Annotated in this window: 15 protein-coding genes; 6 read left to right on the top strand and 9 right to left on the bottom strand. The window is 36.5% G+C overall.

Annotation, left to right across the window (positions count from 1 at the left end):
* Positions 1-60 precede the first annotated feature (60 nt).
* From M1E86_RS08555 to M1E86_RS08540, 4 genes are all read left to right on the top strand, one after another.
* Positions 61-303 carry a helix-turn-helix domain-containing protein gene (locus M1E86_RS08555; protein WP_125891005.1) on the top strand — a complete coding sequence of 81 codons (243 nt, stop codon included), beginning with the start codon at positions 61-63 and terminating at the stop codon, positions 301-303.
* 191 nt (positions 304-494) lie between these two features.
* A complete protein-coding gene (locus M1E86_RS08550; protein ID WP_426099336.1) occupies positions 495-740 on the top strand; it encodes a CatA-like O-acetyltransferase in 246 nt (81 codons plus the stop codon).
* Positions 741-790: 50 nt separating this feature from the next.
* A protein-coding gene (locus tag M1E86_RS08545) for an IS3 family transposase (RefSeq protein WP_423811116.1) occupies positions 791-2,001 on the top strand; the annotation gives its coding sequence in 2 pieces (ribosomal slippage) (positions 791-1,133 and positions 1,133-2,001; 1,212 coding nt in all).
* 36 nt (positions 2,002-2,037) lie between these two features.
* On the top strand, positions 2,038-2,433 hold the full coding sequence (locus tag M1E86_RS08540; RefSeq protein WP_213913239.1) for a CatA-like O-acetyltransferase: 396 nt from the start codon (positions 2,038-2,040) through the stop codon (positions 2,431-2,433).
* 90 nt (positions 2,434-2,523) lie between these two features.
* On the opposite strand, the gene M1E86_RS08535 is transcribed toward M1E86_RS08540, so the two are convergent.
* From M1E86_RS08535 to M1E86_RS08525, 3 genes are all read right to left on the bottom strand, one after another.
* Positions 2,524-2,664: a hypothetical protein gene (locus M1E86_RS08535; protein ID WP_213913240.1), complete on the bottom strand. Its 141-nt coding sequence runs from the start codon at positions 2,662-2,664 to the stop codon at positions 2,524-2,526.
* A gap of 324 nt (positions 2,665-2,988) precedes the next feature.
* Positions 2,989-3,912, bottom strand: a complete 924-nt coding sequence (locus tag M1E86_RS08530) for a nucleoside hydrolase (RefSeq protein WP_125891003.1) — start codon at positions 3,910-3,912, stop codon at positions 2,989-2,991.
* A 21-nt stretch (positions 3,913-3,933) separates the two neighbouring features.
* Positions 3,934-5,121, bottom strand: a complete 1,188-nt coding sequence (locus M1E86_RS08525) for a NupC/NupG family nucleoside CNT transporter (RefSeq protein WP_248468342.1) — start codon at positions 5,119-5,121, stop codon at positions 3,934-3,936.
* Between the two features lie 1,427 nt (positions 5,122-6,548).
* Here M1E86_RS08525 and ttcA point away from each other — a divergent pair.
* Entirely contained in the window at positions 6,549-7,463 is a 915-nt protein-coding gene (gene ttcA / locus M1E86_RS08520; protein ID WP_125891001.1) for a tRNA 2-thiocytidine(32) synthetase TtcA, read from the top strand.
* A 258-nt stretch (positions 7,464-7,721) separates the two neighbouring features.
* Here the strand turns inward: ttcA and zntB are convergent, their stop codons facing one another.
* Complete coding sequence (zntB, locus tag M1E86_RS08515; RefSeq protein WP_102139674.1) at positions 7,722-8,705, bottom strand: zinc transporter ZntB; 984 nt, start codon at positions 8,703-8,705, stop codon at positions 7,722-7,724.
* A gap of 340 nt (positions 8,706-9,045) precedes the next feature.
* Complete coding sequence (locus tag M1E86_RS08510; RefSeq protein ID WP_213913242.1) at positions 9,046-10,668, bottom strand: ABC transporter substrate-binding protein; 1,623 nt, start codon at positions 10,666-10,668, stop codon at positions 9,046-9,048.
* 722 nt (positions 10,669-11,390) lie between these two features.
* Here M1E86_RS08510 and tpx point away from each other — a divergent pair.
* On the top strand, positions 11,391-11,894 hold the full coding sequence (gene tpx, locus M1E86_RS08505; RefSeq protein WP_125890998.1) for a thiol peroxidase: 504 nt from the start codon (positions 11,391-11,393) through the stop codon (positions 11,892-11,894).
* Between the two features lie 78 nt (positions 11,895-11,972).
* Here tpx and M1E86_RS08500 read toward each other — a convergent pair whose 3' ends face one another.
* From M1E86_RS08500 to M1E86_RS08485, 4 genes are all read right to left on the bottom strand, one after another.
* Positions 11,973-12,347, bottom strand: a complete 375-nt coding sequence (locus M1E86_RS08500; RefSeq protein ID WP_102139676.1) for an ATP-binding protein — start codon at positions 12,345-12,347, stop codon at positions 11,973-11,975.
* A gap of 323 nt (positions 12,348-12,670) precedes the next feature.
* Positions 12,671-14,230, bottom strand: coding sequence for a transcriptional regulator TyrR (gene tyrR, locus M1E86_RS08495; RefSeq protein WP_125890997.1), 1,560 nt, complete (start codon positions 14,228-14,230; stop codon positions 12,671-12,673).
* A gap of 239 nt (positions 14,231-14,469) precedes the next feature.
* Positions 14,470-15,525: a YcjF family protein gene (locus tag M1E86_RS08490; protein ID WP_125890996.1), complete on the bottom strand. Its 1,056-nt coding sequence runs from the start codon at positions 15,523-15,525 to the stop codon at positions 14,470-14,472.
* Positions 15,522-16,919 (bottom strand): YcjX family protein, encoded by a 1,398-nt coding sequence (locus M1E86_RS08485; protein WP_213913243.1) that lies wholly within the window; start codon positions 16,917-16,919, stop codon positions 15,522-15,524. Before M1E86_RS08485 ends, M1E86_RS08490 begins: the two co-directional genes overlap by 4 nt.
* Positions 16,920-17,119 lie beyond the last annotated feature (200 nt).

Genomic DNA, 17,119 nt, shown 5'->3' with positions numbered 1-17,119 from the left:
AATATAATCTTCCATCTAAGATAATAAAAAAGTCAAAATCAAGCTTAATAACAGGTTACTATGAATAAAAATAATGTTGGTAATGCAGTACTGGGTGAACTCATTAAAAAAAAGCGTATAGAACAACAAATTACGACAAAAAAAATGGCAGAACTAATATCTATCTCTGAAAAATCATATATAAAATATGAAGATGGGAGCCTTCCCATATTTATTGAGCACCTTATGATACTCTCTAAAATACTCAATATAGATATCAAAACCTTCTTTGATACTTACGTCAACGCACAACCAAGTGTATGAGTGTACGTTACTATCACGCAAATTGTGCCTTGCATTGAAATCGTTAAACTTGAGACCTCAACAAGCAAAAATAGGCTAGCTAAAATGCAGGCATAACTGCAAAAAGATATAAAAATTCACTATGAATCAATCAAAAACAGAGAAGTTCCCTTTCTAATAACAATCATATTAATTTATTAGAAGTAAAAATTATGAATTATACCAAATTTAATATAGAGACATGGTTACGTAAGCAGCATTACAACACTTACGAGAAAACCATAAATTGTGGGTTTAGTTTAACAAGTAAAATAGATATTACTAACCTTAAAAAGCATATAGATTCAAATGGATATAAGTTTTACCCTACGATAATTTATTTATTATCACGAGTCGCTAATACTTATAAAGAATTTAGATTCGCCAACAAAAATGGTGAGCTTATTTTATGGGATTGACCCATCCTAAATAAGGTTGACACTTTTCCAATCTAAAATTGGAGAGTGTAATGAAAGCAATCACTAAACGAACTCAACGCGATTATTCCCTCGCTTTTAAATTACAGGTTGTTGACCAAGTAGAAAAAGGCGAACTCACCTATAAACAAGCTCAATATCAATATGGGATACAAGGATGTTCTACCGTTTTGGTATGGCTTCGTAAACATGGTAGATTAGATTGGTCTGAAGGTACGCCCAATACTCTTTATAAAGGTACTGCTATGACCCAAACTCCTGAGCAACAAACCCCAGAACAACGCATCAAACTACTCGAAAGGGAACTTGAAGAAGCTCGGCTTAAATCCGATTTCTTTGAAGCTGTTGTCAAAGTTATGGATAGAGACTTCGGAGTTCGCTTGTCAAAAAAGCGCAAGGCCGAGTTATTAAAGAAAAAACGGTTAAAAACCTCACCGTAACAATAGCTTGTCGTTTTATGAATATTAGCCGGCAAGCCTACTACAAGCGACAGGATAAGACTGAAGAACGACAAAAAATCGATACGGCCATTATTGATATTGTTAAGTCTGAACGCGCCTTTCATCCCAGACTGGGAGGGCGTAAGTTACATTTTATTTTAAAGCAAAAACAAATGATTATTGGTCGTGACCGGCTATTTACTTTATTGAAGGAACATCGGTTACTTGTGCCGAATAAGCGGGCTTATCATAGAACAACTTTAAGCCATCATCGTTTTCATCGACATCCAAATTTAATTAAGTCAGGATTTATCCCCACACAGCCTGAGCAACTCTGGGTAGCGGATATTACCTATTTATCGACACATGAGGGTGATACCTATTTAAGTTTAATTACGGATGCGTACTCGCGAAAAATCGTGGGATATCATTTAGATGACAATATGAAAACAAGTTCGGTGAAGAAGTCGCTGGTTCAGGCTTTAAAAAAACGCTGTTCGACAACATCGCTGATCCATCATTCAGATCGTGGGCTACAGTATTGTTCGTCGGAGTATCAAGAAATACATAGAAATCATAATATTCAATGTTCTATGACTGATGGCTATGATTGCTATCAAAATGCCTTAGCAGAAAGAATTAATGGAATATTAAAAATGGAGTATCTTCTAGTAAAACCAAGAAATTTAGAGCAGGCACGAAGGTTGGTTGAAGAATCAATCCAGATTTATAATGAAAGGCGCCCGCATTTATCATTAAACTATAAAACGCCCGATGAGGTTCACCGAGCGTTTTATGCCTGAAAAGTTGTCAACCTATATCAGGACTAGTCAGATAAAGTGAATCCCAGTTTTACAATCTTCCATAAAGAAACTGAAACTTTTTCTTCGTTGTGGTGTGAGTACTCTTCAGAAATGACGATATTTATGGATAGCTATCACCAGCAGGTAACATTATATAAAGATAATTTCAAGTTATATCCTCAACCCCAGCAAATCGATAATGTATTCTATGTGTCATCTCTACCTTGGGTCTCATTCGACAGTTTCAATCTAAACATTGCAGATAGTAGGAATATTTACACACCAATATTCACAATGGGGAAATATTATAGCGAAGGTAATAAAATATGGCTTCCCCTATCAGTACAAGTACATCATGCTGTTTGTGATGGTTTTCATGTGGGTAAATTTTTAACTACTTTGCAAAAATTATGTGATGAATTACCTCATTAATGTCCACGAATGACTTTCTAGCATGAAGGAAGCCCTGACTTCCTTCATTTGTATCAAACTAACTTTTTTATGATGATAATTTCATCATTTTTAGTTAAAAAATAACAAACTTATATAAATAATATCTCCAATAGCGCCACTTTGGGAAATATATTCTGTTGGCGTAATCACCATTTTAATAGTATTAGCTAGTAAAGAAGAAACCAATTCAATAGGATCAGCTGCAGGCATATACCCTCCGAGTTTTCTTATATATTAAGTACTTATTGGTTCTTAGGCAATAAGATAAAGACTATAAAGAAGACAGCACTACTAGCAGATTTTTCACTTTTTATAAATTTCGCTGACCAAACTCTAACTCTATGACAATAATAATTTAAAAATAGAATTTGCGATTATCTATCAGCAACAGAATGTTGCAACTTAAACAAACTGTAAAAATTTCTCCCTGATATTGACCAAAAAATTCTCTAATTAATCACTGAGTCATTACCTATATTTAGTTTCTGTATTTTAAACAAGAATCACCCGAGGTTATTATTGATACAATTTACCTTAGAGAGTTATGATACGTTCTGTAATTAAAGATATTAATTTCGATGTATCAACGTCTGTAATAATTTTGCATTTAGCTTCATTGTACCTAGCTTTTGAGGCATGGTTAATGAAAGTAGATGTATAAGCAAAACTATGACCAAATAATTTATTCGACTCATATTCGATAGTTATTGAACCGTCAACACCTGAAAAAATTTCGGGTTTAATGAGATACGCAATAACACAAGGATCATGAAGAAATGGATCAAATTCAGCATATCTTCGGCACATTTCAGCCACAGTCTGAGCGATGAGACCACCTTTTTCCAAAGGACCGCACAAACCCGCCCTTATATCAGCTTTACTTGTTACATCCAAACCAAGCATAGTAATGTGTCGCGCACTATCAAAAACGATATGAGCGGCATGAGGGTCTACATAAAAATTAAATTCAGCAGCTGGCGTTATATTTCCCTGTGTAAATGCAGCTCCCCCCATAACGACAATATCTTTTACATTATCAACTAATTTTGGCTCTTTAATGATAGCGACTGCGATATTAGTGAGGGAAGCCATAGTACATAATGTTATTTCACCTGGATTTGACATTACCGTATCAATAATAAAATCCACCGCGTGACCAGAATAATTTTGATAATCTGATGATGGCAAGAGCACTCCGGCTAAACCATCAGTCCCATGAACATGTGTTTTACTCCCACTTTTTGACATTAATGGACGTTCACAACCTTTTGCTAGGGGGATATCCTGCCTATTTGCTAATGTAAGCAATTGTTTTGCATTATTATGAACCTTTTCTAATTCAACATTTCCTGCAACTGTAGTGACCCCTATTAATTTTATTTCTGGAGAAGCAAGAGCTAAAAAAATAGCTACGGCATCATCTACCCCAGGATCACAGTCTATTATTATTTTGTGCATTTTATTACTCTTTATTTATTTTCATACAAAAATACCAACAATCGTCGCTGATAAACAGCTGACTAAAGTTGAACCAACAATCAATCTAAAACTATTTGATGCAATCATTTTTCCATGTTCTCGGCTTATACTTGTAACGCAACCGATAATCATTCCGATAGAACCAAAATTTGCAAATGATATTAAAAATACAGACATAATTGCATCCGTTCGTGGTGTTAAGTTAGTTAATTTCATATAATCAATCATAGCAACAAACTCATTTGATAAAATTTTAGTCGCTATAATTGTCCCAAAAGAAATACTTTCATCCCATGAACTACCCAAAATGAAAGCTAAGGGTGAAAAAATATAACCCAAAATTCCCTGAAAACTAATTCCTAAAATATTAAAAAACACATCATTCAACATACTAATTAAGGCAACAAAACCAATAATTATGGGGACAATTGCAAGAATAAGTTTAAAAGCATCCTGCATGTGATCTGTCAACACTTCGAAAAATGAACCTCTTTCGCTTTTATTCTCCCCCATAGGACAAACTGCAATATTAGTAGGTTCACTTGGGTTAATAATAGAAACAATAATAAAAGTACTAAAGAAATTGAGACTAACACCTATAAAGACATAACGTGGCTCAACCATTTGTGTATATGCGCCTAGCAATGCAATATCTACTGTTGAGACAGTGCATGCAGCAATAGTATACATCTGTGCTTTAGATAGCCTTGGAATGTAATCTTTAATTGATACATATGCAGGCATCATTCCGACTATCACAGCACTAATAGCAGCGAAAGACTCCAACTTCCCAACTTTAGATATTTTGTTAATTAGAAAGCCTATAGTATTAATAATTAAGTCTAACGCACCGATATATTTAAATATTCCAATTATAGAACAGATAAAAACTAAAGGTAGAAGAGCTACAACAACAAAAACCATAGAGGTTTTACTGCTTATGTCGCCAAAAACAAAATCAATCCCCTTATTAGCATAATTAATTATATAATGAATACCCGATGCTATACCATCAAGGGTGGCAAGACCAATTGTGGTGTTTAGCATAATAGATGCCACAATAAGCTCCATTATCAACAATATTAATATAGATGGAAGTTTATGTTTTATATTTTTTTTACTAAAACTAAGAAGGTATGCTATAAGAAAAACAAAAGTTAGACTAAAAAAGAATATAAAGTATTTCATTAATATCACCACCCTAATGGATTTCAATCATGATTGGTTGGTTTAATATCTCCTTAACCTACTAATTAAAAACAAAAAATTAAATATTATTTTAAAAATATTATCTAGCTTAAAAAGATAACTTTAAGCATTTGCATTTAATCTATAATTATATTGATGATTCGAACTTAAGCGCAAAAACATAATAATCCAAATAAACAATATTAGTATGTATTTTTAAACATAAAATCCTTAAAATGTGAATCCCATCGCACTTACAAACTGTAATTTAAATTACTACTTCTCTTTTTATAAACAAGTGACAGAGCTATTTTCTTTATAAAAAACACCAGTATCCCATTGATATTAAAATATTAAACCCTTCTAAACCTATAATAACACACTCAAGCAACCTTTTATTTTCACTAGGGATTGAAGAATCGCCAATTTAAATGAAAGGATATGTTCTATCTAAATTTTAGGAGTTTATGATTTATAATACTAATATAATTCCTACCGTGATTAACAATTTAATAAGTTACTAAAATTACCAACTACTGATAGTAATATAAAAAACAATAGCAAAAACCTTATTACTTATTCATTCGACTTATTCCAAATAAGAATAAGAAAAACTTGATATAGTTGTATTGTTTAAACATAAAAAAACATATACTTTAGAAATTTATCAAAAAGGAAAGCCATGATTGAAAAATATAGTATTCTGCATCTAGAATAAATGCATAAAATATCGTTCAATTTTCCTACAACAAGATATCTGTGATTAAAACTCTACCATAAAATTTTCAGTGGTCATCATAAAAAATTCGAATACCAATCGGTATTAATTTTCAATGTACGGCAATTTATATTACAGTTAGCACTTTCAAATGCGCGATATTATTGACGAAGGACCGCATAAGTATTTAGCGATTGAAATTGATAGGCATTACCAGCAAAACATGTTATCAGAATACGCTTAAAGCCCAAAGAAGGCTCCCTAAACAAAATCGAGTCAATAATAGTCCCTGGTTCATTTCAGTCAAAATACTAAATTATTGTAAAAATAACCAAATAACTCTGTCTCATATCAACTTGATAAACCAAATAAAAAAGGATAATGACCCGTTTCCACGGAAACTAGAGCAATTATAGTAGTAAAATTATAACCAAAACCGAACACATAAAGCTTAAATCAGCTTTTACTGATGGCATATCCTCACCGGTTAGAAAATGCTCAATTTATGTCGCTCTATTAAAGGTAGGTGAGTTCCAATTTTCCCCTCTTTTAACGAACTGGTATCACTCTCCCCTTAGGTTCTGCTATCATGAGCTTCTTTTTATAAATCTCGCTGATTAGGCTTTAAGCATAGAAGAATAATCATTTAAAAGCCGAATGTACAATTATCTATCAGCAACATAAACCCCCAGTAACAGAACAGTATAGAATGACAACAAATAAAGAACAGTACAACTTAAACAAGTTGCAAAAAAGAATTCGCCGTGATGTTGGCCAAGCAATCGCTGACTTTAACATGATAGAAGACGGTGACCGGATAATGGTTTGCTTGTCTGGAGGTAAAGATAGTTACACGCTGCTTTCCATACTGCAAAGTTTGCAAAAAAGTGCCCCTATCCAGTTTTCATTAGTTGCGGTTAATTTGGACCAAAAGCAACCCGGTTTCCCTGAACATATTTTACCTGCATACCTTGATAACCTTGGTGTAGAGTACAAAATTGTTGAAGAAAACACCTATGGGATCGTAAAAGAAAAAATTCCAGAAGGGAAAACAACCTGCTCATTGTGCTCGCGTTTACGTCGTGGGATTTTATATCGTACAGCAACTGAATTAGGTGCAACTAAAATTGCACTTGGTCATCACCGTGATGATATCTTACAGACAATGTTCTTAAATATGTTTTATGGCGGTAAGTTAAAAGGTATGCCACCTAAATTAATGAGTGATGACGGAAAGCATATTGTCATTCGCCCGCTCGCTTACTGCCGAGAAAAAGATATTGAGCGCTTCGCTCAGGCTAAGGAGTTCCCGATTATTCCATGTAACCTATGTGGCTCTCAACCAAATCTACAACGTCAGGTTATTAAAGAGATGCTGCGTGATTGGGATAAGCGTTATCCAGGCCGAATCGAAACCATGTTCCGTGCTACTCAAAATATTGTACCGTCTCATTTATGTGATACTGAATTATTTGACTTCAAAAACATTTCTCATGGAGATGACATTATCAATGGCGGAGATCTTGCGTTTGACAAAGAGGAGCTACCGCTTCAACCTTTTATAGATGAAGATGATAAGCCCGAATTTACAGCAGAACGCCTTGATATTATTGAAGTTAAATAACGTTTATTGATAACCTCTTCATTTGGAGGTTATTTTTCTCAGATTTGATGCAAAAAAAAGCCGATGTAAATTACATCGGCATTACAGTGGTCAATTATTCTGTATAAGAACTCAATATGAGAAAAACTACAATTATGGAGCACAACGTTCATCGCTCAACGTTGCATTCACCTGCAGGACTAATACTGCACTAAAACCTCAGTAGTTTTATTGATTTATCTCAAACTAGGTCCGGTTATAGCAAATAAGTCGTCAATATTAGAGCCAGCGGCTTTTTCTTAGCCACCACAATACAGTTCCAATCAAGGCGGCTAATAAAACACAAAATACACTAAAGGCAAAACGAAATTCATTACCGGGGATCCCCCCTAAATTCACACCAAATAACCCCGTTAAAAACGTTGTTGGTAAGAATATCATGGCCATTAATGACATTGTATAAATACGCCGGTTCATCATTTCAGTCATCATATTCGTTATCTCGTCAGAAATAATCGCTGTACGGGCAATAAAACCATCGAGATCTTCAATACAACGCCCTAATCGGTCAGAAATTTCTTGAATTCGACGGCGATCCGTTTCATCTAACCAAAGTAATTTTTCCGTTGTCAAACGGGAAAACATATCTCTTTGCGGAGCCATATAACGGCGGATCACAATAATTTGTTTACGAAGTAAGGCAAATTCCCCTCTATCAGGAATTTCGCCATTTAATATGGAGTCTTCCATATCAATTAAACGCTCATGCAAAGAATCAGTAAAATCACTTATTTCATCTGTAATAGAATCAGCAACCTCAACTAACCAATCACCCGTACTTTGCGCACCAACTCCCTGATTTAAGTCATCAATAACAGGATCTAAAGAATTTACTTTTCGATGACGACTAGAAATAATTATCCGGTTATTAATAAATACTCTAAATGCAATTAATTGCTCAGGCCGTTGGCCCGCATTGGTATTTAATGTTTGCAATGTTAATAAAATACCATCACCAACACGGATCAATCTCCAACGTCCTGAATGCCCGGATAAAGCAGACTTCACCTGTTCATTGAAGAGATCTGATTGCTGGATCCAATTAAAACTTTGCGGATCCTTATAATCATAATGAAGCCAGAACGGAGACTGCTGATTCGCGCTGGCATTCACGTCGATGGGAAGCAACCCACCATCTCCATTTAACTGAAATGCATGTACTGGATTTGAGTGTTGGAATAACGAACCATAAATCAACCCCATGCAATATCTCCCTTTTTTTACATATGATATTTGTAATCGAACAGCTAAAATTTTGCAATTTTTTCAAAAGACGCATTAGTCATTACTAGATTGAACTACAAAAAAAAAGATAAACAACCATAAAATTGAGGTGGTCTTACAAATAACAAAATATCGCCATATTTGCTAAAGAAAATCACATAATTGACACAAACGAACAATAAAGTTTTCGATGATTTTTTTATTATAAAAGGGTAGTGTTTATTCCTTTTTGGTCCTCCTTCCCATTCTCCAGAGGAAGGAGCTTTTTTATCCCCTTCAGAAAAAACAGCCCGCACTTTGTACAGGCTGAACACCTATTTTAATGTTTAATAATATAAAAACTGTGGCTATAAGCGACATCTTCAGGGTTGTTGATCGGATACCCCTTCAACCAAGGCTTAATTAAGCGTGCATTCGTATATTGGTAAATTGGGGCAATTGGCGCTTCTTCTGCAATGATTGATTCCGCATGATTATAATAGCGGTTGCGTAATTGCGCATTTGTCTCAATACTCGCTGATGCGATAATATCATCGTATATCGAGTTATTAAATTTTGCTATATTGCCACTATGTTGAGAAGTGAGTAGAGATAGGAATGTTGAAGGTTCATTAAAATCACCTATCCATGATGCTCTTATAACATCAAAATTTCCTGTATTACGGCTATCTATATAGGTTTTCCATTCTTGATTAACTAATTTGACCTCAGCCCCTAGTTTTTTCTTCCACATAGAAGCAATTGCAATCGCAATTTTCTGATGATTTTCTGAACTATTGTATAATAGTGTTAACTCTAATGGTTGATTTGGACCAAAGCCGGCTTGTTGCAATAATACTTTTGCTTGCTGGTCTAATTCTTTTTGTGAATGGCTATTGTAAAGCCCTTTTTCAGGCTTAAAGCCATCGGTAACATCGGGCGTAAAATAATTTGCGGGTTTTTCCCCTGTGCCTAATACCTTATTCGCGATTAATTGGCGGTCAATTGCCATAGATAACGCTTTTCTGACACGGACATCATTTGTTGGTGCCCGTTGGGTATTAAAAGCATAGTAATAAGTCCCTAATTGGTCTGGTGTAAACACTTCATTAGGAATATCTTTCAATAATTTTTGATAGCGTTGTTTTGGAAATGATTCGGTAATATCCAAGTCACCTGCTAAATAACGATTTGTTGCATGAGATTCTTGGTTAATTGGGATAAATGTTACTTTGGTAATAGTGGTATTTTTATGGTCCCAATAATATTTATTTGGAACTAAAACAATTTTCTCATTAACCACTCTGTCAGATAAAACAAAGGCGCCATTCCCGACTAGATTTCCTACTTTTATCCAGTCATTGCCAAATTTTTCAACCGTTCCTTGATGCACAGGAAATAAACTAAAATTAGCCGCCAATGATGGGAAATAAGGTACTGGCTTATTTAAAGTCACCTTTAATGTGCGTGCATCTACCGCTTCAACACCTAACTGCTCAACGGGTAATTTTCCATCAATAATCTCTTGTACGTTGTTAATGCCAGCTAATGCCGCAAACCATGCAAAGGGTGATGATGTTCCCGGTGAAACAAGTCGTTGCCAACTATACACAAAGTCTTGAGCCGTGACAGGGTCACCATTTGACCAACGAGCATCAGGTCTCAGTGTAAATGTCCAAATACGATTATCTGCCGTAGTCCAACTTTGGGCTACCCCTGAAATTGGCTTGCCATGGTCATCTTGGTTAACTAGCCCTTCAAATAAGTCACGCATGACTTGCGCTTCCGTTAACCCCACGGATTTTACCGGATCCAAAGACGCTGGTTCATCCTTTAAATGACGTGTAACCTCTTGGTTTTCAGCTAAAACTGTGCCCGTCGGTATCACTGCACTCATAGCGGGTGTAGTAAATAAAATTGAAGAAATCAAAACCGTTAAAGGTGTAACTGAACGTTTATGCATTGTATTTTCTATCTTGTTAATATAAATAAAGTTAACTAAAAGCTGAGTTAAGTGATTTCACGTGAAGATGCTATTATTAACAACATGACTGCATTGACTGATTAAATTTCATTTAGGTAAATTATTATTTGAACCAAATACTCATATCGCGATAAAAAACATAAAGTTATAGGATAAAAACACCCTTAACTTAGGGAGAATTAAACAACAATACAACTGAATTATTCTGTAGTTTATCTTAATTAATCATAGGCTTTCATATTTTAAAAATCTACATTCCTCCTGTAATTAGTTGATTTTTTGGCCTAAATATACATAAACTAACACTTATATTATAGAATAATAAACTAGTATATCCTTACCACTTTTCCGGTAGCTAAATAATGGCTCAAGAAACCAATACAGACAGAATTTCTTTTGTTACACTCCATTAGGTGATTTAAAAACATGCATAACAAAAAACGCAAGCACTGATAAAGCTTGGTGTTATATGATGATGCACCATACTCTAATAAAAAGAATGTAATATTGCCTGGCTCTCCGCGCTGTAGAACTCAAGGTAAGTGATAAGATTTTTGTATAAAATTTGGTCATTAGTAAAAATGTAAAACTCAGCACTGTATAACTACCCATTAAAAAGCTTTAATCGCAAAGTTTTTTTATTAGAAGATAGATTAGGTTAAGGTTAGCAGTGGCTCACTTTATGAACGGGAGAAAAATTCATGTCACAGACAGTTAAATTAAAAGGTAATGACATCACAATCGATGGTGTATTTTTACAAGCAGGCTCTAAAGCTAAGCCCCTTACCCTTGTCACCAAAGACCTCAGCGAAGCGACGCTGGAAACTTATGAAGGCAAACGTAAAGTTTTAAATATTTTTCCAAGTGTAGACACCGGTGTTTGCGCTGCCTCAGTTCGTAAATTTAACCAGCTAGTAAATGATTTGGATAACACTGTAGTATTGTGTATTTCAGCCGATTTACCTTTCGCACAAGCACGTTTTTGTGGTGCAGAAGGTTTAGATAATGTCGTTATGCTATCTTCTTTCCGTAGCGATTCATTTGCTAATGACTACGGTGTTGCTATTGCTAGTGGCCCATTAAAAGGACTGAATGCACGCTCTGTTATTGTCTTAGATGAAAACAATAACGTTATTTATAGCCAGTTAGTTCCTGAAATTACTGAAGAACCTGATTACGATAGCGCATTAAATAGTCTAAAATAAGCTTTTAAATCATTTAGTTTACTACCATTAAGAATGAAGCGGGAATTTCCCGCTTCATCTTCCAATATCAGCACATACTTAATCCACATGAGCCCAATACAACGGCTGGTGGTTTTTCGCATTAACAACATTCGCAAATAACTTGTTATCACTCATTATAGAGATCAAAGTATGAGAAAGCGTGCTTAATACTTTTAAGGCTTGATCCTGGGTTACAGGGCAACAAGATGTCAAAATATCAATAATAAGGTCTCGTGGCTTATGCCCATTTTTTACCAATGCCTCCCACGTAAACCGATTTTTTTTCGTTAAGTATTTTACTGCAGCTTTATTCATTAGATAAAGTTCGGCTGCAGAAGCAGCAGACTCAAACATATCATTTTTATAATGACTCTGACTCATGTATTCGCGTAGCTTACGATTTACAACAAAATTAATCGTGAATTGGTCCATGGCAACTCCTTGTAGGCTAAAACCCATCAGATGAGATTACGGTACCCTAAAACAGCAGCTGTCTTTGTTATATAGCAGGAAAATTCACCAATTAGCAATAGTATTAGTAGGGTTTTGCTATATTAAACACAAGATAAAAAAGATACGTCTTTAAAATAATTTTGAGCCAATGTTCCATTTTCATAGGCTTCATCCATTGTTCTCACTACATATTGGCAATACTTATTCATCTCGTCTTCAGGCATTGTTATTGCTATGTCAAAACCACTAAAAAACCAACCCTATTATTGTTAATACACAAATTATGCTTTTGTTCATTTAGCTTAGTTTTGCTCTTTTTTCGTATTAAGGCCATATTCTCTCAATTTATTGGCAATTGCCGTATGAGAAATATCCAAGCGTTTGGCTAATTTTCGAGTACTCGGATAATCACGATACAAACGCGCTAATACTGACGCTTCATAGCGTTTAGTAATTTCATCTAGCGAACCATTAAGCGAATCTAAAGCCAGCGCGGGAGGATTTACTACATCAGGTAATTGGATATTCTCTGCATCCAATATATTGCCATTAAGCTGAGTTAACCCTTGATAAAGGGCATTTCTCAGTTGTCTTACATTACCCGGCCAATAATAACCGCTTAAAAATTCGATTAGTGAGGGCGCCAATTTAGGCTCTGCAATATGAAGCTCTTTGGAAAAACTGGCTACAAATGTCTTGGTTAGCGGTAGAATATCTTCTTTGCGTTCACGTAATGGTGGGATGGTTAATGTGAGCACATTTAAACGATAATAAAGATCTTCTCTAAATTTTTTTTCTGCAACTAATTCAGGTAAATTTTTCTGGGTCGCACAAATTACACGGACATTCACCTTAACTTCACGTTCTTCCCCAACACGCCTAAATGTTCCATCATTTAAAAAACGTAACAACTTAATTTGCATTTGTGGTGACATTTCAGCAATTTCGTCGAGCAACACCGTACCGCCATTTGCCTGTTCAAAAAAACCTTTTTTGCCTTCTACTGCATTTGGGTACGCTCCAGCTGCATAACCAAATAATTCACTTTCTACAACATCATCCGGCATCGAAGCACAATTTAAACCTAAAAACGGTTCTTTTCCTCGAGCACTATGCAAATGACAAGCTTTCGCTAGGATGTCTTTCCCTGTCCCCGTTTCACCGACAAGTAACAATGGTTCATCAAGCATAGCAACGCGTTTAGCGCGTTCAACCACATTTGCCATAACAGGACTAACTGCAATAATTTGTTCAAAGCCACTACCATCCACCTCAACGACTTGTTGCCGTTGCTTATCTAAAATTTCAGCTGACTTCAATAATAATACAGCTCCAGTACAATGGAATTTACTATTTTCATCCGCCAAAATAATAGGCGTCACTTGCATCAGGTAGTCTTTGCCTTTAATGACGACTTTCTCTGTATAAGCTTCTGGTAACTCTCGTTCAAACCACCGTGATAGCCCCTGGTTACCCACTAATTGAGAAAAGGTTTTTTCTCGAATTTTTGCCTCATCATAGCCAAATAATTGCAATGTCATTGGATTAACCAACTCAATATTTAGCTTATTATCAATAGACAAAACAGGTTCTGGAAATGAGTTCAATAACGCCCAAACCGCTTTATGCTCTCTTTCTGATGGCATAAAATAAATCCGTCGCACATCGATAACGCCATTAATACGCCGGATTTCTGCCATCAATGTGCTGAATACCTGAAAATCCACAGGAGTAAAATTTAGGTAAATCCTACGTTGGGGAGATATTTCAATACCTTTCAAATCAATATTTTGTAGGACTAGCAAATCAAGTAATTCACGCGTTAAACCGATACGGTCTTGGCAGGTCACTTCGAGGCGCATGGATAGAAACCTTTATCAAAAAAGCCGAGAGAATGAGGGTATTTTAGCTTTAAACATTAAGGGAATACAGTGTTTGTGTCACAAATTGTTGACAGCCTGTAAGCTTTGTAGTTATCAACATATAAAATCACTGCTTTTCTCAATTTTTTGTGACTTGAAATGAGAATAAAAACATTAATCAACAAATGATGCTGTAGGGTGAGTTAAAACTGTCAACTCCCCCTGCCAACAAGGTTTCTCTATACTTTTTCTTTTTTACTCGGAATCACATTCTTCAATTGGCCAATTAACTGATGGCGAAAATCGGCTAAACGTGGCTTATTTTCAATCCAAGGTAGCGGTCGACATAACTCCATGGCCTTAATACCTAAACGCGCAGTTAGCAAACCTGCACCAATACCTTGTGCTGCTCGTGTTGATAACCTTGCGGTAATGTCTTGGGATAGCCAATCCATCCCCACTTCACGAATTAGTTCAGATGCCCCAGCAAAGGCAATATTTATCAACACCATACGAAAAAGCCGAATTCGGCTGTAATAACCGAGCTCAATGCCATAGATTGCCGCGATCCGATTAATTAAACGAATATTTCGCCAAGCAATAAATGCCATATCCACCAGCGCTAACGGGCTCACAGCAATCATAATGGCCGATTCAGCGGAACAGCGACTAATTTCTTTACGTGCTTGTTCATCAAGGATAGGCTGTACCATTCGACTATACAATTCAACAACTTCCCTATCATTATGAGAGTCATGAAGAGTGGTTTGCCAATTAACAATCGCCGGATGCTGCATTGATAACGCAGATTGTTTAGCCAGTTTTTCACAAAAAGCCTTTCCTTGCCCCATACCATGGCTATGCAATAATTCGCGAGCAAAGTCCCGCTCCTCCGCGCGTTCTCTTAAACGATACAACCGCCGCCATTCGCCAATAACCGACCCAACCCCTGCCACAACGATTAAGCCACCCGCCGCTGCAACACCTAGTGCAGTCCAATCTTGCGTTACCCAAGATTGATGGATCCAAACACCGAGCTGAGCAACAACACTAACCCCAAAAATCCCCGCGGCCGTGCCAACTAATTTCCGCCAAAAACTCCGTTTTGGTTTTAACGCTTCGTTAATCAGGCTTTCAACATCACCCTCTTGGCTGTCTTGTTCGGCTTCCAAAGACACTGGAGTAAATTTCTCAAGTTCTCCTTCATCAAAAACTTGGGCTTTTTTTAGCGATTCTTTCGCATTATTTTCACTACTCTCAGCGAAATCTAAACGCTGCTTTAAGGGTTCATTCATTTCAGTTTATCTCCCAACAAAAATTCAAGCGCACTGTCCATTCGAATATGAGGCAATGGTTGATCCATCGGCGTTGGCCTTGGTCTGAAATCTTCAAATTGAAAACCTTGAGTTTGCCAGAATTGCTCATTTGGTAAGCGTTTTGGTACTTCCCCTGGATAAAACATTAACGGTTGTCCATCACTTAGCCGATTCCCTTTTAACGCAGGGAGTTTTTCACCTTTATAATCCACAAGACCACTTTCGGTGGCTTGTATTGATGCTAGACCAACACAATCCATGCTGATCCCTTCAAATGCCGCATGCTGCCATGCCTCTTGCACTAACTGTTGCAATAAAGCCACTAAATTAGCATGTTGGTCTGGGGTTACATGGTCTGACTTGCTCGCTGCAAAGAGCAATTTATCAATACAAGGTGAAAATAAACGTCTCAACAGTGTGCGTTTTCCATAGTGAAAGCTACGCATTAATTGGCTTAATGCCATTCTCATATCATTAAAAGCGTCAACACCGCTATTTAGCGGTTGTAAGCAATCAACTAACACAATTTGTCGGTCGAAACGTTGGAAATAATCACGATAAAAGCCCTTTACAACATGCTCACAGTAATATTGATAACGTTGCTGTAATGCGCCAATATTGGTGTTTTTACCTGCCTGTGCGAGCTTTTTATCGCCATACTTGGCCACATTCGGCCATGGGAAAAATTGCAGAGCGGGCGCTCCTGCTAATTCAGCGGGTAAAACGAAACGTCCCGGTTGAATAAAATGTTGGCCTTGAGCCTTGCATTCCACTAAATATTGAGTGTAGGCAGCTGCAATTTCAGCAAGCAAATTTTCATCAACTGGTGCTAACGGGTCACATTTTTCACACAATGCCAGCCACGATTGGGCTAAATGTGCGCGTTCCCCCTTGATTAAGCTGTTCATTTGTTCAGACCACGCTAAATAATTTAAATCTAGCATGGGTAAATCCAGCAACCATTCGCCGGGGTAATCGACAATCTCTAAATATAATGATGAATTATCAACAAAGTGACGCAAAAAAGAGTCTTCTGAGCGGTAATGTAATTTAAGGCGTATTTCACTAACACCTCGTGTTGGTGTTGGCCATTGTGGCGGTTCCCCATAGAGTGATGCAATCCCATCATCATACGCGAAGCGTGGCACTGACAAATCACGGTGAGGTATCCGTTTCACCCCTAACAACCGCTTATCACGCGCGGCAGAAAATAAAGGCAGCCGCGCACCCGCATTCACATTCAATAATTGATTCACTAGTGAAGTAATAAATGCGGTTTTTCCACTGCGGCTAAGCCCTGTTACTGCGAGCCTAACATGACGATCAACACTTCTATTCATCAAATCAGTTAACTCACTGTGCAGTCGTTTCATGCTCCTCCCAAGACTTATCCTTTCAATTTAAACTCATGTTACGTCATACTGAGTTCTATAATTTAGCATAAAACAAATTGTATTAGGTTAACCGTTTAATGAGTACATTAAGCAACCATTTACTTGCCAATAATTTAATTATTCTGCCTATAATCCCAGCAGGGCTATAAGAGATAAGCAACACGGCCGCAAGTCGAATG

The organism is Providencia sp. PROV200 (assembly GCF_049901995.1).
GTDB classification, from domain to species: domain Bacteria; phylum Pseudomonadota; class Gammaproteobacteria; order Enterobacterales; family Enterobacteriaceae; genus Providencia; species Providencia rettgeri_E.
This window is presented reverse-complemented; position numbering and strand designations above follow the sequence as displayed.